At 69.1% G+C, this 18,150-nt stretch carries 13 protein-coding genes; 11 read left to right on the forward strand and 2 right to left on the reverse strand.

The features are described from left to right. Positions 1-183: 183 nt before the first annotated feature. The 6 genes from INQ48_12550 to INQ48_12575 all read left to right on the forward strand — a co-directional run bounded on the left by INQ48_12550 (position 184) and on the right by INQ48_12575 (position 9,984). The gene (locus INQ48_12550; protein ID QRF59991.1) at positions 184-2,097 is read left to right on the forward strand and encodes a propionate--CoA ligase; all 1,914 of its coding nucleotides are present in this window, start codon (positions 184-186) and stop codon (positions 2,095-2,097) included. A 179-nt stretch (positions 2,098-2,276) separates the two neighbouring features. Continuing rightward, the gene (locus tag INQ48_12555) at positions 2,277-5,153 is read left to right on the forward strand and encodes a 2-oxoglutarate dehydrogenase E1 component (protein ID QRF59992.1); all 2,877 of its coding nucleotides are present in this window, start codon (positions 2,277-2,279) and stop codon (positions 5,151-5,153) included. 138 nt (positions 5,154-5,291) lie between these two features. Further along, positions 5,292-6,566 carry a 2-oxoglutarate dehydrogenase complex dihydrolipoyllysine-residue succinyltransferase gene (gene odhB / locus INQ48_12560; protein ID QRF59993.1) on the forward strand — a complete coding sequence of 425 codons (1,275 nt, stop codon included), beginning with the start codon at positions 5,292-5,294 and terminating at the stop codon, positions 6,564-6,566. A gap of 160 nt (positions 6,567-6,726) precedes the next feature. Next, positions 6,727-8,154, forward strand: a complete 1,428-nt coding sequence (gene lpdA / locus INQ48_12565) for a dihydrolipoyl dehydrogenase (GenBank protein ID QRF59994.1) — start codon at positions 6,727-6,729, stop codon at positions 8,152-8,154. 73 nt (positions 8,155-8,227) lie between these two features. Beyond that, the gene (locus tag INQ48_12570; protein QRF59995.1) at positions 8,228-9,325 is read left to right on the forward strand and encodes an AFG1 family ATPase; all 1,098 of its coding nucleotides are present in this window, start codon (positions 8,228-8,230) and stop codon (positions 9,323-9,325) included. Next, the gene (locus INQ48_12575) at positions 9,322-9,984 is read left to right on the forward strand and encodes a hypothetical protein (GenBank protein QRF59996.1); all 663 of its coding nucleotides are present in this window, start codon (positions 9,322-9,324) and stop codon (positions 9,982-9,984) included. The genes INQ48_12570 and INQ48_12575 overlap by 4 nt, the downstream gene beginning before the upstream one ends. 37 nt (positions 9,985-10,021) lie before the next feature. Here INQ48_12575 and INQ48_12580 read toward each other — a convergent pair whose 3' ends face one another. Then, positions 10,022-10,789 carry a serine/threonine-protein phosphatase gene (locus tag INQ48_12580; protein QRF59997.1) on the reverse strand — a complete coding sequence of 256 codons (768 nt, stop codon included), beginning with the start codon at positions 10,787-10,789 and terminating at the stop codon, positions 10,022-10,024. A 114-nt stretch (positions 10,790-10,903) separates the two neighbouring features. Here INQ48_12580 and INQ48_12585 point away from each other — a divergent pair, with 114 nt between their 5' ends. Both INQ48_12585 and INQ48_12590 read left to right on the forward strand, forming a co-directional pair. Then, positions 10,904-11,107 carry a DUF465 domain-containing protein gene (locus INQ48_12585; GenBank protein QRF59998.1) on the forward strand — a complete coding sequence of 68 codons (204 nt, stop codon included), beginning with the start codon at positions 10,904-10,906 and terminating at the stop codon, positions 11,105-11,107. 11 nt (positions 11,108-11,118) lie between these two features. Further along, the gene (locus INQ48_12590; protein QRF60711.1) at positions 11,119-13,266 is read left to right on the forward strand and encodes an ATP-dependent DNA helicase; all 2,148 of its coding nucleotides are present in this window, start codon (positions 11,119-11,121) and stop codon (positions 13,264-13,266) included. A 94-nt stretch (positions 13,267-13,360) separates the two neighbouring features. Here the strand turns inward: INQ48_12590 and INQ48_12595 are convergent, their stop codons facing one another. Continuing rightward, the gene (locus INQ48_12595) at positions 13,361-14,164 is read right to left on the reverse strand and encodes an outer membrane protein assembly factor BamD (GenBank protein ID QRF59999.1); all 804 of its coding nucleotides are present in this window, start codon (positions 14,162-14,164) and stop codon (positions 13,361-13,363) included. A 32-nt stretch (positions 14,165-14,196) separates the two neighbouring features. On the opposite strand from INQ48_12595, the gene INQ48_12600 reads away from it, so the two are divergent. From INQ48_12600 to INQ48_12610, 3 genes are all read left to right on the forward strand, one after another. Beyond that, positions 14,197-15,204, forward strand: a complete 1,008-nt coding sequence (locus tag INQ48_12600; GenBank protein QRF60712.1) for an RluA family pseudouridine synthase — start codon at positions 14,197-14,199, stop codon at positions 15,202-15,204. Positions 15,205-15,343: 139 nt separating this feature from the next. Continuing rightward, on the forward strand, positions 15,344-16,240 hold the full coding sequence (gene scpB, locus INQ48_12605; protein ID QRF60000.1) for an SMC-Scp complex subunit ScpB: 897 nt from the start codon (positions 15,344-15,346) through the stop codon (positions 16,238-16,240). Then, on the forward strand, positions 16,237-18,114 hold the full coding sequence (locus tag INQ48_12610; GenBank protein QRF60001.1) for an rRNA pseudouridine synthase: 1,878 nt from the start codon (positions 16,237-16,239) through the stop codon (positions 18,112-18,114). The genes scpB and INQ48_12610 overlap by 4 nt, the downstream gene beginning before the upstream one ends. Positions 18,115-18,150: the final 36 nt, after the last annotated feature.

An 18,150-nucleotide genomic window follows, 5' to 3' on the forward strand; every position in this document is an offset into this window, starting at 1 on the left:
GCGGGCCGGGCACCTTCCATCTAATAGAAGAGGGGCGGCAGACGGCCGGCCCCGGTTTCATCCGCTTGTGGTGCGCGTCAGCCTGCTGCAAGATCGGTCTCCATAATTATGAATTCAGTTTCGACGCCAGCCGCTCGCGGGGCCGGCGCCGGACCGATTTCCTAAGATCAGGAGACAACACCGATGAGCCGCTACGAAGATTTCCATCGCCAATCGATCGACGCGCCCGAGGCCTTCTGGGCCGAGCAGGCCCGGCTCATCGACTGGCAGAGCCCGCCGCAGCAGATCCTCGACGCCAGCCAGCCGCCGTTCGCGCGCTGGTTCGTCGGCGGCACCACCAACCTGTGCCACAACGCCGTCGACCGCCACCTCGCGGAGCGCGGCGACCAGCCGGCGCTGATCTTCGTCTCGACCGAGACCGGCACCGAGAAGAGCTACAGCTTCCGCGAGCTGCATGCCGAGGTGCAGCGCACCGCCGCCAGCCTGGTCGAACTCGGCGTGGGCCGCGGCGACCGCGTGCTGATCTACATGCCGATGATTCCCGAGGCCGCGTTCGCGATGCTGGCCTGCGCGCGCATCGGCGCCATCCACTGCGTGGTGTTCGGCGGCTTCGCGAGCGGCTCGCTGGCCACGCGCATCGAGGATGCCGAGCCCAAGGTGGTGGTGAGCGCCGACGCCGGTTCGCGCGGCGGCAAGGTGATCGCGTACAAGCCGCTGCTCGACGAGGCGATCCGCCTGTCGAAGCACAAGCCCGACGCGGTGCTGCTGACCGACCGCGGCCTGGCCCCCATGGCGCTGGTGGCGGGGCGCGACCACCTGGCGAGCGAGCTGCGGCAAAAGCACCTCGACGCGCAGGTGCCCTGCACCTGGCTCGAGTCGACCGAGATCAGCTACACCATCTACACCAGCGGCACCACCGGCAAGCCCAAGGGCGTGCAGCGCGACGTGGGCGGCTACGCGGTGGCGCTGGCCGCGAGCATGAAGCACATCTTCGACGGCCGGCCCGGCGAGACCTATTTCTCCACCAGCGACATCGGCTGGGTCGTGGGCCACAGCTACATCGTCTACGGCCCGCTGATCGCCGGCATGGCGACGGTGATGTACGAGGGCCTGCCCACGCAGGGGCTCGACGGCCAGCCCGACGGCGGCATCTGGTGGCGGCTGGTCGAGAAGTACAAGGTGACGGTGATGTTCAGCGCGCCGACCGCGGTGCGCGTGCTCAAGAAGCAGGACCCGGCGCTGCTCAAGACATACGATCTTTCCACCTTGCGCGCGCTGTTCCTGGCGGGCGAGCCGCTCGACGAGCCCACGGGCCGCTGGATCGCCGAGGGCCTGGGCGTGCCGATCATCGACAACTACTGGCAGACCGAATCGGGCTGGCCGATCATTACCATCGCCAACGGCATCGAGAAGAAGCCCAGCAAGTTCGGCAGCCCGGGCGTGCCGATGTACGGCTACAAGGTGAAGATCCTGCACGAGTCGACCGGCGAGGAGCTCACGGCGCCGAACGAGAAGGGCGTGGTCGTGGTCGAGGGCCCGACGCCGCCGGGCTTCATGCAGACCATCTGGAAGGACGACGCGCGCTTCGTCAACACCTACTGGAAGAGCGTGCCCGGCAAGATGGTCTATTCGACCTTCGACTGGGGCATCCGCGACGAGGACGGCTATTTCTACATCCTCGGGCGCACCGACGACGTGATCAACGTGGCCGGCCACCGGCTCGGCACGCGCGAGATCGAGGAGAGCATCTCGGGCCACGCGGGCGTGGCCGAGGTGGCCGTGGTGGGCGTGGCCGATGCGCTCAAGGGCCAGGTCGCGATGGCCTTCGTGGTGTCCAAGGACGGGCAGGCCGTGAGCGACGAGGCGGTGGCGCTCAAGCTCGAGGGCGAGATCATGAAGACCGTGGCCGACCAGCTCGGCGCGCTGGCCCGGCCGGCGCGGGTGCGCTTCGTGGGCGGGCTGCCCAAGACCCGCAGCGGCAAATTGCTGCGCCGCGCCATCCAGGCGGTCTGCGAGGGCCGCGATCCGGGCGACCTGACCACCATCGACGACCCCGCCACGCTGCAGCAGATCAAGCTGTTGCTCAAGCCGGCCTGAGCCCTCGCCTGGGGGGTTGTGCATCCGCTTTCAACCGTCATATGGTTGGCGTGGCACAATCGCCCGGTACTCAGGCCCTTCCCCAGCCACAGTCGCATCCGCCAATCGGTTCAGCCGTGTCGCGGAAGGTTTCTTAAACCAGCTCGTGCTTCCCACAGGGAAGCGAAGGTCAGCGCAATATGAGCGATTCATCGACTCCATCGGTGTATGCCGCCTACCAAGGCAACACCTATCTCTTCGGCGGCAACGCGCCCTATGTCGAGGAGATGTACGAAAACTACCTCGCCAACCCCGGCAGCGTGCCCGACAACTGGCGCACCTACTTCGACGCGCTGCAGCACGTCCCCGCCGCCGACGGCACCAACACCCGCGACGTTCCGCACCAGCCGGTCATCAACGCTTTCGCCGAACTGGCGAAGCAGGGCACGACCAAGGTCGTGCAGGCCAGCGGCGCCGACTCCGAACTCGGCCGCAAGCGCACCGCCGTCCAGCAGCTGATCGCCGCCTACCGCAACGTCGGCGCCCGCTGGGCCGACCTCGATCCGCTCAAGCGCGCCGAGCGTCCCGCCATTCCCGAACTCGAGCCCTCGTTCTACGGCTTCACCGACGCCGACCTCGAGACGGTGTTCAACACCAGCAACACCTTCTTCGGCAAGGACACCATGTCCTTGCGCGACCTGCTCAACGCACTGCGCGAAACGTACTGCGGCACCATGGGTGCCGAGTACATGTACACCACCGACCAGAACCACAAGCGCTGGTGGCAGCAGCGGCTCGAGAGCGCCCGCACCAATCCCAAGCTCAGCGCCGAGCAGAAGAAGCACGTGCTCAACCGCCTGACCGCGGCCGAGGGCCTCGAGCGCTTCCTGCACACCAAGTACGTCGGCCAGAAGCGCTTCTCGCTCGAAGGCGGCGAAAGCTTCATCGTCTCGATGGACGAGCTGATCAACCAGGCCGGCGCCAAGGGCGTGCAGGAAATCGTGATCGGCATGGCCCACCGCGGCCGCCTCAACGTGCTCGTGAACTCGCTCGGCAAGATGCCGGCCGACCTGTTCGCCGAGTTCGACCACACCGCGCCTGAAGACCTGCCCAGCGGCGACGTCAAGTATCACCAGGGCTTCAGCTCGGACGTGACCACCCCCGGCGGCCCGGTCCACCTGAGCCTCGCGTTCAACCCCTCGCACCTCGAGATCGTGAATCCCGTGGTCGAAGGCTCGGTGCGCGCGCGCATGGACCGCCGCGCCGACCCGCTGGGCAAGCAGGTGCTGCCCGTGATCGTGCACGGCGACGCCGCCTTCGCGGGCCAGGGCGTCGTGATGGAAACGCTGGCGCTGGCCGAAACCCGTGGCTACTCCACGGGCGGCACGGTGCACATCGTCATCAACAACCAGATCGGCTTCACCACCAGCGACCCGCGCGACAGCCGCTCGACGCTGTATTGCACCGACATCGTCAAGATGATCGAGGCGCCGGTGCTGCACGTGAACGGCGACGACCCCGAAGCCGTGGTGCTCGCCACCCAGATCGCGCTGGACTTCCGCATGGAATTCCAGAAGGACGTGGTCGTGGACATCATCTGCTTCCGCAAGCTGGGCCACAACGAGCAGGACACCCCCTCGCTGACCCAGCCGCTGATGTACAAGAAGATCGCCCAGCATCCCGGCACGCGCAAGCTGTACGCCGACAAGCTGGCCGCGCAAGGCCTGGGCGACACGCTCGGCGACGACATGGTCAAGGCGCAGCGCGCCGCCTTCGACGAAGGCAAGAACACGGTCGACCCGGTACTGACCAACTTCAAGAGCAAGTACGCCGTCGACTGGAGCCCGTACCTCAACAAGAAGTGGACCGACGCCGGCGACACCGCGATCCCCTCGAGCGAGTGGAAGCGCCTGGCCGAGAAGATCACCACCGTGCCGCAAGGCTTCACGGTGCATCCGCTGGTCAAGAAGGTGCTCGACGACCGCGCCGCCATGGGCCGCGGCGACGTCAACGTCGACTGGGGCATGGGCGAGCACATGGCCTTCGCCTCGCTGGTGGCCAGCGGCTACCCGGTGCGCCTGTCGGGCGAGGACTCGGGCCGCGGCACGTTCACGCACCGCCACGCCGTGCTGCACGACCAGAACCGCGAGAAGTTCGACGAAGGCACCTACACGCCGCTGTCGAACGTGGCCGACAACCAGGCCCCGTTCGTCGTGATCGACTCGATCCTGTCGGAAGAAGCGGTGCTCGCGTTCGAATACGGCTATGCCTCGAACGACCCGAACACGCTGGTGATCTGGGAAGCCCAGTTCGGCGACTTCGTGAACGGCGCGCAGGTGGTGATCGACCAGTTCATCGCCTCGGGCGAAGTCAAGTGGGGCCGCGTCAACGGCCTCACGATGATGCTGCCGCACGGCTACGAAGGCCAGGGCCCCGAGCACAGCTCGGCGCGCCTCGAGCGCTTCATGCAGCTGAGCGCCGACACCAACATGCAGGTGGTGCAGCCGACCACGGCCAGCCAGATCTTCCACGTGCTGCGCCGCCAGATGGTGCGCAACCTGCGCAAGCCGCTGATCATCCTCACGCCCAAGTCGCTGCTGCGCAACAAGGACGCGACCTCGCCGCTGGCCGAGTTCACCAAGGGCAGCTTCCAGACCATCATTCCGGAAAGCAAGGCGCTCAAGGCCGAGAAGGTCAAGCGCCTGGTCGCGTGCTCGGGCAAGGTCTACTACGACCTGGCCAAGAAGCGCGAGGAACGCGGCGACGAGGACGTGGCGATCATCCGCGTCGAGCAGCTCTATCCGTTCCCGCACAAGGCCTTCGCGGCCGAGATCAAGAAGTACCCGAACCTCGTCGACGTGGTGTGGTGCCAGGACGAACCGCAGAACCAGGGCGCTTGGTTCTTCGTGCAGCACTACATCCACGAGAACATGCAGGAAGGCCAGAAGCTCGGCTACGCCGGCCGCGCGGCCTCGGCCTCGCCGGCCGTCGGCTACTCGCACCTGCACCAGGAACAGCAGAAGGCACTGGTCGATGCCGCCTTCGCCAAGCTCAAGGGCTTCGTGCTGACCAAGTAATAGAACGATCCTTTCTCAACACGAACAACCCGCTCGGGCGCATGTGGCACGGCCACATCGCCCGATCCCCCACGAGGGGCGGGCCGGGCGAACCCCGGCCCCAGGGGCACACACAAATCAAAGCGGAGCAAACTCCAAATGTCTATCGTAGAAGTCAAAGTCCCTCAGCTGTCCGAATCGGTGGCCGAAGCCACCATGCTCACCTGGAAGAAGAAGGCCGGCGAAGCCGTCGCCATCGATGAAATCCTGATCGAGATCGAGACCGACAAGGTCGTGCTCGAAGTGCCGGCCCCCGCCGCCGGCGTGCTGGCCGAGATCGTGCAAGGCGACGGCGCCACCGTCGTGGCCGACCAGCTGATCGCGAAGATCGACACCGAAGGCAAGGCCGGCGCCGCCGCTGCCCCGGCCGCCGCGCCCGCCGCTGCCGCTGCGGCACCTGCCGCCGCCGCACCCGCGGCCGCTGCCGCCGCCACCGGCGGTGCCAAGTCCGACGTCGCCATGCCCGCCGCCGCCAAGCTGCTGGCCGACAACAACCTCAAGACCAGCGACGTGGCCGGCACCGGTAAGGACGGCCGCGTGACCAAGGGCGACGTGCTCGGCGCCGTGGCCTCGGGTGCCACCGCCAAGGCCGCGCCCGCCGCGATCCCCGCGCCGGCCGCCAAGCCCGCGCTGCCGCAGGTCGCCGCGCCCACCAGCGCGCCGGACCTGGGCGACCGCCCCGAACAGCGCGTGCCGATGAGCCGCCTGCGCGCGCGCATCGCCGAGCGCCTGATCCAGTCGCAGTCGACCAACGCGATCCTGACCACCTTCAACGAAGTGAACATGGCGCCCGTCATGGAACTGCGCAAGCGCTTCCAGGACAGCTTCACCAAGGAACACGGCGTGAAGCTCGGCTTCATGAGTTTCTTCGTGAAGGCCGCGGTGCACGCGCTCAAGAAGTACCCGGTGATCAACGCCTCGGTCGACGGCAACGACATCCTGTACCACGGTTACTTCGACATCGGCATCGCCGTCGGTTCGCCGCGCGGCCTGGTGGTGCCGATCCTGCGCAATGCCGACCAGATGAGCTTCGCCGACATCGAGAAGAAGATCGCCGAGTACGGCAAGAAGGCCCAGGACGGCAAGCTCGGCATCGAAGAGATGACCGGCGGCACCTTCTCGATCTCGAACGGCGGCACCTTCGGCTCGATGCTCTCGACCCCGATCATCAACCCGCCCCAGTCCGCGATCCTCGGCGTGCACGCCACCAAGGACCGCGCCGTGGTCGAGAACGGCCAGATCGTCATCCGCCCGATGAACTACCTGGCGATGAGCTACGACCACCGCATCATCGACGGACGCGAAGCCGTGCTGGGCCTGGTCGCCATGAAGGAAGCGCTCGAGGATCCGTCGCGCCTGCTGTTCGACATCTAACCTGACCCACCCCCGTTGCTCGCTCACTTCGTGTAGCCGCCTCCCCCCTCAAGGGGGCGCACCCAGCGGCCCGGCAAAGCCGGTTCCGCGGGTGCTCCCGAACGGCTTTCGCTTCGCTTGCCATTGAGCGGAGCCGGCACACGAAATCATGAAGGAAATCATGTCCAAACAATTCGACGTCATCGTCATCGGCGGCGGCCCCGGCGGCTACATCGCCGCCATCCGCGCGGCGCAGCTCGGCTTCAACGTCGCCTGCATCGACGAGTGGAAGAACGGCAAGGGCGGCCCGGCACCGGGCGGCACCTGCACCAACGTCGGCTGCATTCCCTCGAAGGCACTGCTGCAGTCGTCGGAGCACTACGACCAGGCGAACCACCACTTCGCCGACCACGGCATCAAGGTCGAGGGCCTCGGCATCGACCTCGCCAAGATGCTGGCCCGCAAGGACCAGGTCGTGAAGCAGAACAACGACGGCATCCTGTACCTGTTCAAGAAGAACAAGATCAGCTTCTTCCACGGCCGCGGTTCGTTCGAGAAGTCCGGTGACGCCGGCTACGACATCAAGGTGGCCGGCGCCGCCGAGGAAACCATCACCGGCAAGCACATCATCGTCGCCACCGGCTCCAACGCCCGTGCGCTGCCGGGCGCGGCCTTCGACGAGGAGAACATCCTCTCGAACGACGGCGCCCTGCGCATCGGCGCGGTGCCGAAGAAGCTGGGCCTGATCGGCTCGGGCGTCATCGGCCTCGAGATGGGCTCGGTGTGGCGCCGCCTCGGCGCCGAAGTCACGGTGCTCGAAGCGCTGCCGACCTTTCTCGGCGCGGTCGACGAGCAGATCGCCAAGGAAGCCAAGAAGGCCTTCGACAAGCAGGGCCTGAAGATCGAGCTCGGCGTGAAGGTCGGCGAGATCAAGTCGGGCAAGAACGGCGTGAGCGTGGCCTGGACCAACGCCAAGGGCGAGGCCCAGACGCTCGAGGTCGACAAGCTGATCGTCTCGATCGGCCGCGTGCCCAACACCATCGGCCTGAACGCCGAAGCCGTGGGCCTGAAGCTCGACGAGCGCGGCGCCATCGCCGTGGACGACGACTGCAAGACCAGCCTGCCGAACGTGTGGGCGATCGGCGACGTGGTGCGCGGCCCGATGCTCGCGCACAAGGCGGAAGAAGAGGGCGTTGCCGTGGCCGAGCGCATTGCCGGCCAGCACGGGCACGTCAACTTCAACACCGTGCCGTGGGTGATCTACACCAGCCCCGAGATCGCATGGGTCGGCCAGACCGAGCAGCAGCTCAAGGCCTCGGGCCGCGCCTACAAGGCCGGCACCTTCCCGTTTCTGGCCAACGGCCGCGCGCGTGCGCTCGGCGACACGACCGGCATGGTCAAGTTCCTGGCCGACGCGGCCACGGACGAGATCCTGGGCGTGCACATCGTCGGCCCGCAGGCCAGCGAACTGATCTCCGAAGCCGTGGTGGCGATGGAGTTCAAGGCCAGCGCCGAGGACATCGCGCGCATCTGCCACGCGCACCCCTCGCTGTCGGAAGCCACCAAGGAAGCCGCGCTCGCGGTGGACAAGCGCACGCTGAACTTCTGATCAGCGGCGACCCCGCTGCGGGCGGCCCTTCGCGGGCCGCCCGCAGCCACCCCATACCTAGCATTCCGATCCCTTGAGCGTCAAACAGGCCTATGAAGCGGAACTCGCGGCACGCGGGTTCAAGAGCGACCCCGCGCAGATGCGGGCCGTCGAGGCGCTCGACCGCTGCGCCGCGGAATGGGCGGCCTACAAGTCGCAGCGTTCCAACGCACTGAAGAAGCTCATCAACCGGCCCGAGCTGCCGCGCGGCGTCTACATGTACGGCGGGGTGGGGCGCGGGAAGAGCTTCCTGATGGACCTCTTCTTCAACGCCGTGCCGCTGCGGCGCAAGACGCGCCTGCACTTCCACGAGTTCATGCGCGAGGTGCACCGCGAACTGCGCGAGCTGCAGGGCACCGTCAACCCGCTCGACGAGCTGGGCCTGCGCATCTCGAAGCGCTACAAGCTGATCTGTTTCGACGAGTTCCACGTCGCCGACATCACCGACGCGATGATCCTGCATCGGCTGCTGATCGCGCTGTTCGAGAACGGCGTGGGCTTCGTCACCACTTCCAATTTCAAGCCCGACGACCTCTATCCCGGCGGGCTGCACCGCGACCGCATCCTGCCCGCCATCGAGCTGCTGAACCAGAAGCTCGAGGTGCTCAGCGTGGACAACGGCACCGACTACCGGCGCCGCACCATGGAGCAGCTGCGCATGTACCTCACGCCGAACGACGGCGAGACCGAGAAGGAAATGCGCAAGGCCTTCGAGAAGCTGGCCGAGACCGCCGACGAGAACCCGGTGCTGCACATCGAGTCGCGCGAGATCCGCGCGCGGCGCAAGGCCGGCGGCGTGGTGTGGTTCGATTTCAAGACGCTGTGCGGCGGTCCGCGCTCGCAGAACGACTACCTCGAGATCGCGAGCCAGTTCCACACGGTGCTGCTGTCCGACGTGCCGCACATGCCGGTGCGCATGGCCTCCGAGGCGCGCCGCTTCACCTGGCTGGTCGACGTGCTGTACGACCGCCGCGTGAAGCTCATCATGTCGGCCGAGGTGCCGGCCGAGGCGTTGTATACCGAGGGGCCGCTGGCGCACGAGTTTCCGCGCACGGTCTCGCGGCTCAACGAGATGCAGTCGGCCGAATTCCTCGCGCTGGAACGCCGCATCGTCGACACTCGCCTCACATGAAGAAAACCCTCGTCCTTGCCCTGTGGATGTCGTTGGCCGGCCTGCCGGTCTGGGCCCAGTCCAACGCCGCCGCCGGCGTCGCCGACCTCGAAGCCGAACGCAACCGCCTGGCCACCGAGCGCGCCGCCATCGAGGCGCGCTACGAGAGCGAGCGCAAGGCCTGCTACGCCAAGTTCGCGGTCGAGGACTGCCTGCGCGACAGCCGCGCGCGCCGCCGCACCGAGAACGACCACCTCAAGCGCCAGGAATCGTCGATCAACGACATCGAGCGCCAGCGCCGCGGCGCCGCCGAGCTGCGCAAGCTCGACGAGAAGAAGGCCACCGAACGCCCGCAGGATTCCGCGCAGCAGCGCGAGCAGTCCCAGCAGAACCAGCGCGAGCGCGAACAGCGCGCCGCCGACCACGCCCAGGGCCGTGCCACGACGGCCGCCGAGGCGCCCGAGCGCCAGCGCCAGTTCGACCAGAAGCAGACCAACCAGGCGGCCGAACAGGCCAAGGCCGCGCAGCGCCGTGCCGAAGCACCCGAGCAGGTTCAGCGCTACGAGGAGAAGCAGCGCAAGGCCGAGGAGCATCGCGCGAGCCGCGAGCGCCAGAACAGCCACCGCACCAAGCCGCGCGGCGCGCCGCTGCCGCCTGCGGAACCGGCCGCGAAGCCCTGAGCGCTTCGCAACGGCCCATGGACTTTGGGCCGCGGATTCAGGCCGCCGGCAGCGGTTCGAGCTTGAGTACCGCGATCGAGATGTTGTCGCCGGTGCCATGCGCCCGGCGGCGTGCTTCGCCCACCAGGATTTCCACCGCGTCGCGCGGCGGCTGCGCATTCAGCACGCTCGCGAGCTCCTCGGGGGTGAAGTAATGCCACAGGCCGTCGCTGCAGGCCATCAGCAGGTCGCCGGGCTGCATCCTCGGCACATGGTCGGGCGCGATCGGCGGCGGCGTCGAGCGCATGCCCAGGCAGCCGAGCAGGATGTTGCCCTGCGGATGCACGTTGGCCTCGGCCTCGGTGATCTCGCCGCGGTCGATCAGCGTCTGCACGTACGAATGGTCGCGCGTGCGCTTGATCAGCCGGCCGTCGCGGAAGTGGTAGATGCGCGAATCGCCCGCATGGATCCAGGCGCAGTCGCCGTTCGGGTTCATGAGGAAGGCGGCCAGCGTGCTGTGCGGTTCCTGCTCGCTCGACACGGCCGTGAGCTTGATCACCGTGTGCGCGTCCTCGAGCAACTGGCGCAGCAGCGCCTCGGCCTGGTCGCGCACGGGGTTGTAGCGCGCGAACAGCTGGCGCGCGGTCATCAGCACCTGGTCGGAGGCCTTGCGGCCGCCGCTGCGTCCGCCCATGCCGTCGGCCACCACGGCCAGCACGCAGCCCGGCGTTCGCGGATGCGCGATCAGCAGCACCTGGTCCTGCTGGTAGGGGCGGTCGCCCTTGTGTAGGCCGGTGGCGGCAACGAGTCGGAAGCCTTGGGTCATGAGCGCGAATGCGCCGATGCAGCGCCGCCTGTCTTCTCTGGAGTTCGTGTCACGACGTATTATCGAATGAACACGAGCACGGGCCGCGCAGAAGATGCGCTCGCTCCTCCCACGTTGGATTCCAATCTCCACTCCCTTTCCCGCCAACTGATCGAGCTGCGCATCGAGCATGCGGACCTCGACGCGTCCATCGACGGCCTGAGCGAGGTCGTGCCGCGGGACGAACTGCTGCTGCGCCGCCTCAAGAAGCGCCGCCTCGCGCTGCGCGACCAGATCGTGCGGCTCGAGAACGCGATCGATCCGAAGGAGCCCGCATGAGCGCGGTGGGCATGGAAGACACGCTCGCATCGAAGGTGCTGGAAGCTTTCTCGGACGGCGGCGTGCTCTCGCGCGCGGCCGAGCAGTTCCGCGAACGCTCGGGCCAGACCGAGATGGCGATGGCCGTGGCGCGCACCATCGAGCAGGGCGGCATGCTGGTGGTCGAGGCGGGCACCGGCGTCGGCAAGACCTTCTCGTACCTGGTGCCCGCGCTGCTGAGCGGCGAGCGCGTGCTGCTCTCGACCGCCACCAAGGCGCTGCAGGACCAGCTCTTCGGCCGCGACCTGCCGCGACTCGTGGAAGCGCTGGGCCTGCCGGTGCGCACCGCGCTGCTCAAGGGCCGCGGCAGCTACCTCTGCCTGCACCGGCTCGACATGGCGCGCCACGACGCCTCGCTGCCCGAGCGTGGCAGCCTGCGCACGCTGGCGAAGATCGAGCAATGGTCCAAGGCCACGCGCACCGGCGACCTCGCCGAACTGCCGGGGCTCGACGAGCGCTCGCCGCTGATCCCGCTGGTGAGCTCCACGCGCGAGAACTGCCTGGGCGCGCAGTGCCCGCAGTTCAAGCCCTGCCACGTCAACCTCGCGCGGCGCGAGGCGCTCGCGGCCGACGTGGTGGTCATCAACCACCACCTGTTCTTCGCCGACCTCGCGGTGCGCGAGACCGGCATGGCCGAGCTGCTGCCGAGCGTCAGCGTGGTGGTGTTCGACGAGGCGCACCAGCTCAACGAGACCGGCGTGCAGTTCCTCGGCACCAACCTCGGCACCGGGCAGGCGCTCGACTTCGCGCGCGACGTGCTCGCGGCCGGCCTCACGCATGCGCGCGGGCTTGTCGACTGGCAGGGCATCGTGGCCGGGCTCGAGCGCGCGGCGCGCGAGCTGCGGCTGACGGTGGGCAAGCAGTGGCCGGGTGCGAAGCTGCGCTGGGCCGGGCCCTCGCCAGAGGGCATCGGCGAACACGAATGGCAGGGTGCGCTCGACACGCTGCAGATCGCCTTCGAGGAAGCGGCCGAAGGGCTCGACACGGTCAGCGAGCTGTCGCCCGATTTCGTGCGGCTGCTCGAGCGCGCGCGCGAACTCGCGAAGCGCGCCGCCAAGTTCGCGCGCGCCTGCGCGCCGGAATCGGTGCGCTGGGTCGACGTGGGCACGCAGCTGCGGCTGGTGGAATCGCCACTCGACATCGCGGAGGCGATGCGCACGCGCGTGCTCAAGATCGCCAAGCCACGCGACGACGAGGCGCCGGCGCCCGGCGCCCGCGAGGCCGTCGACGACTACGACGCCTGGCTCGATGCGCAGGGCGGCGGCGACGACGATGACGACGAGCCGCCGCGCGCGCACGAGCCCGAACCCGCGGCCACCGAGCGCCGCCGCCGCGCCTGGGTCTTCACCTCCGCCACGCTGGGCGACGACCCCACGCTGCGCTGGTTCACCGAACCGTGCGGCCTCGAGGACGCGGAGGTGCTGCGCGTGCGCAGCCCCTTCGACTACGCCGCGCAGGCCGCGCTGTACGTGCCGCGCGCCTTCCCCAAGCCCAACGAGCCCTCGCACAGCCTGCGCGTGGCGCAACTGGCCGCGCGCGGCGCCGGCGCGCTCGGCGGCCGCACGCTGGTGCTGACGACCACGCTGCGCGCGCTGCGCACCGTGGGCGACGAGATCCGCCAGCAGATCGAGCGCCTGGGCATCGAGCGGCGGCCCGAGGTGCTGGTGCAGGGCGAACTGCCCAAGCGGGTGCTGATGGACCGCTTCCGCGAGGGCGACACGATGGGGCGCCCCGGCTGCGTGCTGGTCGCCTCGGCCTCGTTCTGGGAAGGCTTCGATGCGCCCGGCGACGCCCTGCAGCTGGTGGTGATCGACAAGCTGCCGTTCCCGCCGCCCAACGATCCGCTGGTCGAGGCGCGCTCGCAGCGGCTTGAGGCGCAGGGCCGCAGCTCCTTCGGCGACTACTCGCTGCCCGAGGCCGCGGTGGCGCTCAAGCAGGGGGCGGGGCGCTTGATCCGGCGCGAGACCGACAGCGGCGTGCTCGTGATCTGCGACACGCGCCTGGTCGCGATGGGCTATGGCCGCCGCCTGCTCGGGGCGCTGCCGCCGATGCGGCGGCTCGAGACCGAGGCCGACCTCGACGCGGCGATCGCGGAGCTGGCCGTGCCGGTGCAGGACTGAAGTTCGCGCCGCGCGGGCGATAAAAAAGCCCGAGGGCTCGCGCCGTCGGGCTTTTCGTGTCTCTGGCGTCAGCCGAACCGGCTGGCCAGCGCCATCACCACATCTTCCACCAGGGATCGTCCTTGGTCTTGAAGCCCTGGGTCAGGTAGGTGCTCTGCGGGTAGTTGGAGGTCAGCACGCGCTGCGCGTCGTCGCGCAGATCGTTCATGCCGAGCGCGTCGTATGAGCGCACGATGATGTAGAGCGCTTCCTCGACGGCGGGCACTTCGCGGTAGTCGGCGATCGCGCTCTGGGCGCGGTTGATGGCCGCCAGGTAGGCGCCGCGCGAGTAGTAGTAGCGCGCCACGTGAACCTCGTACTGGGCGAGCGAATTCACGATGTAGTTCATGCGCTGGCGCGCATCGGGCGTGTAGCGCGAGTCGGGGAAGCGGGTGACCAGCTCCTTGAACGACTCGAACGACTCCTTGGCCGCCTTCTGGTCGCGCTCCGACAGGTCCTGACGCGTGAGGAACGCGAACATGCCGAGGTCGTCGTTGAAGTTGACCACGCCCTTGAGGTACAGCGCATAGTCGAGCGCGGGGCTGGCGGGGTGCAGCTTCAGGAAGCGGTCGATGGTGGAGACCGCGGCGGCCTTGTCGCCACCCTTGTACTGGGCGTAGGCCTTCTCGAGCTGGGCCTGCTGGGCCAGGGGGGTGCCGGCGGCGCGGCCCTCGAGCTTCTCGTACAGCGGCACGGCCTTGTCGTAGGCGCCGGAACCGGCCTCGTCCTTGGCCTCGGCGTAGATCCGGTTGGGGCTCCAGGTCGCGGTCTTGTCGTCCTTGGTGCTCGAACAGCCGGCGAGCAGCGCGAGGGCGCCGAGCGCCATCCAGGCTGGGACCGATAATTTGGCGCGAATCATCACATGCGGCTTTCGTGAAACAGTTGCCCTCAATTATATCGACCGACCCCCGCGACAACTCCCCGGAGGCGGCCGAGCTCGACGAGGGCGCCGATCCGTCCGAAGCCAGCGAGTGGCGGGATTTCGTCGTCGACCCCGCGCAGCACGGACTGCGACTGGATCGCGCGCTGGCCGCGTTGGTTCCCGAGTTCTCGCGCAGCTACCTGCAGCAACTGATCGAGGCCGGCGCCGTCGAGCTGCAGGGCCGCGCCGCCACCAAGGCCTCGGCGGCCGTGCGGGCCGGGCAGGCGGGGCGCATCGAACTGCGGCCCACGCCCCAGAGCCAGGCCTTCCGGCCCGAGCCCATGGAGATCGTCACCGTCTACGAGGACGAGCACCTGCGCGTGATCGACAAGCCGGCCGGCCTGGTGGTGCATCCCGCCCCGGGCCACTGGAGCGGCACGCTGCTCAACGGCCTGCTCGCGCTCGATCCCAAGGCGCTGCTGCTGCCGCGCGCGGGCATCGTGCACCGGCTCGACCGCGACACCAGCGGGTTGATGATGGTCGCGCGCACGCGAGCCGCGATGGACGCGCTGGTGGCGCTGATCGCCGCGCGCGAGGTCAAGCGCCAGTACCTGGCGCTGGGCCACAAGCCCTGGACCGGCCCGGCCGCGCGCCAGGTCGACGCGGCCATCGGCCGCGATCCGCGCAACCGGCTGCGCATGGCGGTGCTCGACCTGCAGCAGCACGCCGGCAAGACCGCCCGCACCCTGATCGAGCGCCTGGACAGCGAGGAGCGCGGTTGCGTGGTGCGCTGCACCCTCGAAACCGGCCGCACGCACCAGATCCGCGTGCACATGGCATCGATCGGCCATCCGCTGGTGGGCGACACGCTCTACGGCGGCACGGCCGCCGCAGGCCTCGCGCGGCAGGCGCTGCATGCGTTCCGGCTGGCCTTCGTCCATCCGGTGACCAAGGCGCCGATCGCGTTGCATTCGGCCTTGCCGGCCGATCTCGCCGAGGCCTTGCGGGCCTGGGGGCTGGACTACAATCGGGCCTGACGGCCCCCAGGGCCGCCGCGCCGGCCACTGCTTGATGCCGGCCCCGCGTTGCATTCGCCGCGTGCCGGCAACGCCTCCTTCCATCCTTCTGAACAAAAAAAGCGTCCTCCAAGGCGCCTTTTCCCGGACAACGCGAACCATGAATACGGCGGATGCCAAGCGCATTCTCGAAACCGCCTTGATCTGTTCGAGCCAGCCGCTGCCGGTGCGCGAATTGCGCGTGCTGTTCGACGACGCACTGGGTGTGGACACGATCAAGTCGCTGCTTCTCGAGCTGCAGGAAGACTGGACGCAACGCGGCCTCGAACTGGTCAGCGTGGGCAGTGGCTGGCGCTTCCAGAGCCGGCCCGAGATGCGCGACCACCTCGACCGCCTGCACCCCGAGAAGCCGCCGCGCTATACCCGTGCGGCGCTCGAGACGCTGGCCATCATCGCCTACCGTCAGCCGGTCACGCGCGGCGACATGGAAGACATCCGCGGCGTCACCATCAACTCGCTGATCCTCAAGCAGCTCGAGGACCGCAACTGGGTCGAGGTGATCGGCCACCGCGAGACCGTCGGGCGTCCGGCGCTGTACGCGACCACGCGCCAGTTCCTCGATGACCTCGGCCTGGCCTCGCTCGACCAGCTGCCGGTGATCGAGACGCCGGCGCAGCAGGCGGCGCTGGTCGATTCGCTCGAGCGCGCGGGCGGCGGCAACCAGCCGGCGCTGCCGATCGATGAGCCCGCCGCCGACGATGCGGCGGTTGCCGTGGCAGTGGAAGAGGCGCAGACTGCGCCCACCACCCCGGCAGAAGAACAACAGCCCGAAGCCCTGCAGGCGGTCGCTGACGCAGCGTCGCCCGACACGGCACCCGAGCCCGGCGATGCCGTCGCCCTCGACGAGCGAGGCAACGGCGACGCCGAACAGCCAGCCCCCGCGCAAGCCCAGGCTTGCGCCGATACCGAACCCTCCGAAGAACCCCGCATCGATCCCGACGCTCCGCCGCCGGACGCGACCGATCCTGACGCAGTCCTCCCCGGAAAGACCTCATGAGCTCATCCGACCCCGACGAAGCGGCGATTCTGCCGATCGACCCCTTGTCCAACGAAAACACGCCGGAAGCGACCGGCCAGTCCGCGGGAGATGCTGCGAAAGCCGTAGCGACGGCGGAGGAGGGCGCGGCACCGAAGCGGCGTCCGCGGCGCAAGAAGGAGGCCGTGGAGGCCGCCGAAGCGCCGGCGCCGGCCGTGGCTGAACCCGAACCCGAAGCGGCCGTGGCCGCCGAGAGCGCCGAGGAACCGGCCAAGCCCGCCAAGCCGAAGCGCCCGCGCAAGCCGAAGGCCGTCGCCGAGGCAGCGCCCGAGGCGCCCGCGGCCGACTCCGAGCCGCCCGCGCTCGAGGCGGCACCCGAGCCCGTCGCGGCAGCGACGCCCGAGCCGGAACCCGAACCCGCGCGCGCCGAACCGGTGCGTGCGCAGTCGCGCGACGAGGACGACTCGGACGACCGCTTCGACGATGAAGAAGACGAGGAAGACCCCGACGACGAGGAGGACGACCTCGACCGCGCGCGCCGCGCCGCCGAGCGCGAGCAGCGCAATGCGCCGCCGCCCGAGCCGATCCGCTTCGCCGACGTCATCTCGGGCCAGTTCGACGCCGACGAGGACAGCCCCGAGGTGCCGCCGCTCAAGCGCGTGCTGCTGCCCGAGGCCGATTCGCCCAAGCTGCACAAGGTGCTGGCGCAGGCCGGCCTCGGCTCGCGTCTGGAGATGGAGCAGCTGATCCTGCAGGGGCGAATCTCGGTCAACAACGAGCCGGCCCACATCGGCCAGCGCATCCAGTACGGCGACCAGGTCAAGATCAACGGAAAGCCGATCCGCTACCGGATCGCGCCGCCGCCGCCGCGCGTGATCGCCTATCACAAGCCCGTGGGCGAGGTCGTCACGCACGACGACCCGCAGAACCGCCCGACCGTGTTCCGCAAGCTGCCGCGCCTGCACCAGGGCAAGTGGCAGTCGGTCGGCCGGCTCGACCTCAACACCGAAGGCCTGCTGCTGTTCAGCAGCTCGGGCGACCTGGCCAACCAGTTGATGCATCCGCGCTTCGGCCTGGAGCGCGAGTACGCGGTGCGCGTGCTCGGCGCGATCAGCAGCGAAGAGCGGCAGAAGCTGCTCGACGGCGTGCGCCTCGACGACGGCATGGCGCAGTTCGGCACCATCGAGGACGGTGGCGGCGAAGGCTCCAACTGCTGGTACCGCGTCACCATCTCCGAAGGCCGCAATCGCGAAGTGCGCCGGCTGTTCGAGTCGGTGGGTCATGCGGTCAGCCGGCTGATCCGCATCCGCTACGGCGCGATGGTGCTGCCGCGCGGCCTCAAGCGCGGCGCCTGGATGGAGCTCGACGAGCGCGACATCCGCGCGCTGTTCCAGGCCTCGGGTGGCGCGCAGGCGCGGCCGGGCCCGCAGCAGCAGCGCGGCCAGGGGCCCGATGGCGGCGGTGGCCGCAACGGCCGCAACAAGAAGCGCCGCGGCGGCCGCAATGGCGGTGCCGGTGCCCAGGCGCGCGACGACGGTCCGATCCCGAGCCCGATGGGCGAGGCACGCCCGCCGCGCGGCCCGCGCAACAACCGCGGCCCGGGTGGCGGCAACGGCGGTCCGCCGCAACAGCAGCAGGGCCGGCGCAACAACAACAACGGCGGCAACCGCAATCGGCAGGGCGGCGACGACCGTCCGCCGAGCGGTGCCAACCAGCCCGATCCGATGAAGACCTCGCTGGGCTACATCGGCGCCGACAGCTTCACGCGCCAGCGCAAGGAACAGCGCCAGGGCGGCTCCGGCCGCCGTGGCGGTGGGGGCGGCGGCGGCGGGGGGGGTGGTGGCGGCGGCTTCGGCGGGCAGGGCGGCGGCGGTGGCCGGCGCCGCGGACGCTGAACAAAAACAGCCGCGCCCGCGCGGCCTTTCGCGGGG

This window comes from Variovorax paradoxus (assembly GCA_016806145.1).
Taxonomy (GTDB): Bacteria; Pseudomonadota; Gammaproteobacteria; order Burkholderiales; family Burkholderiaceae_C; genus Variovorax.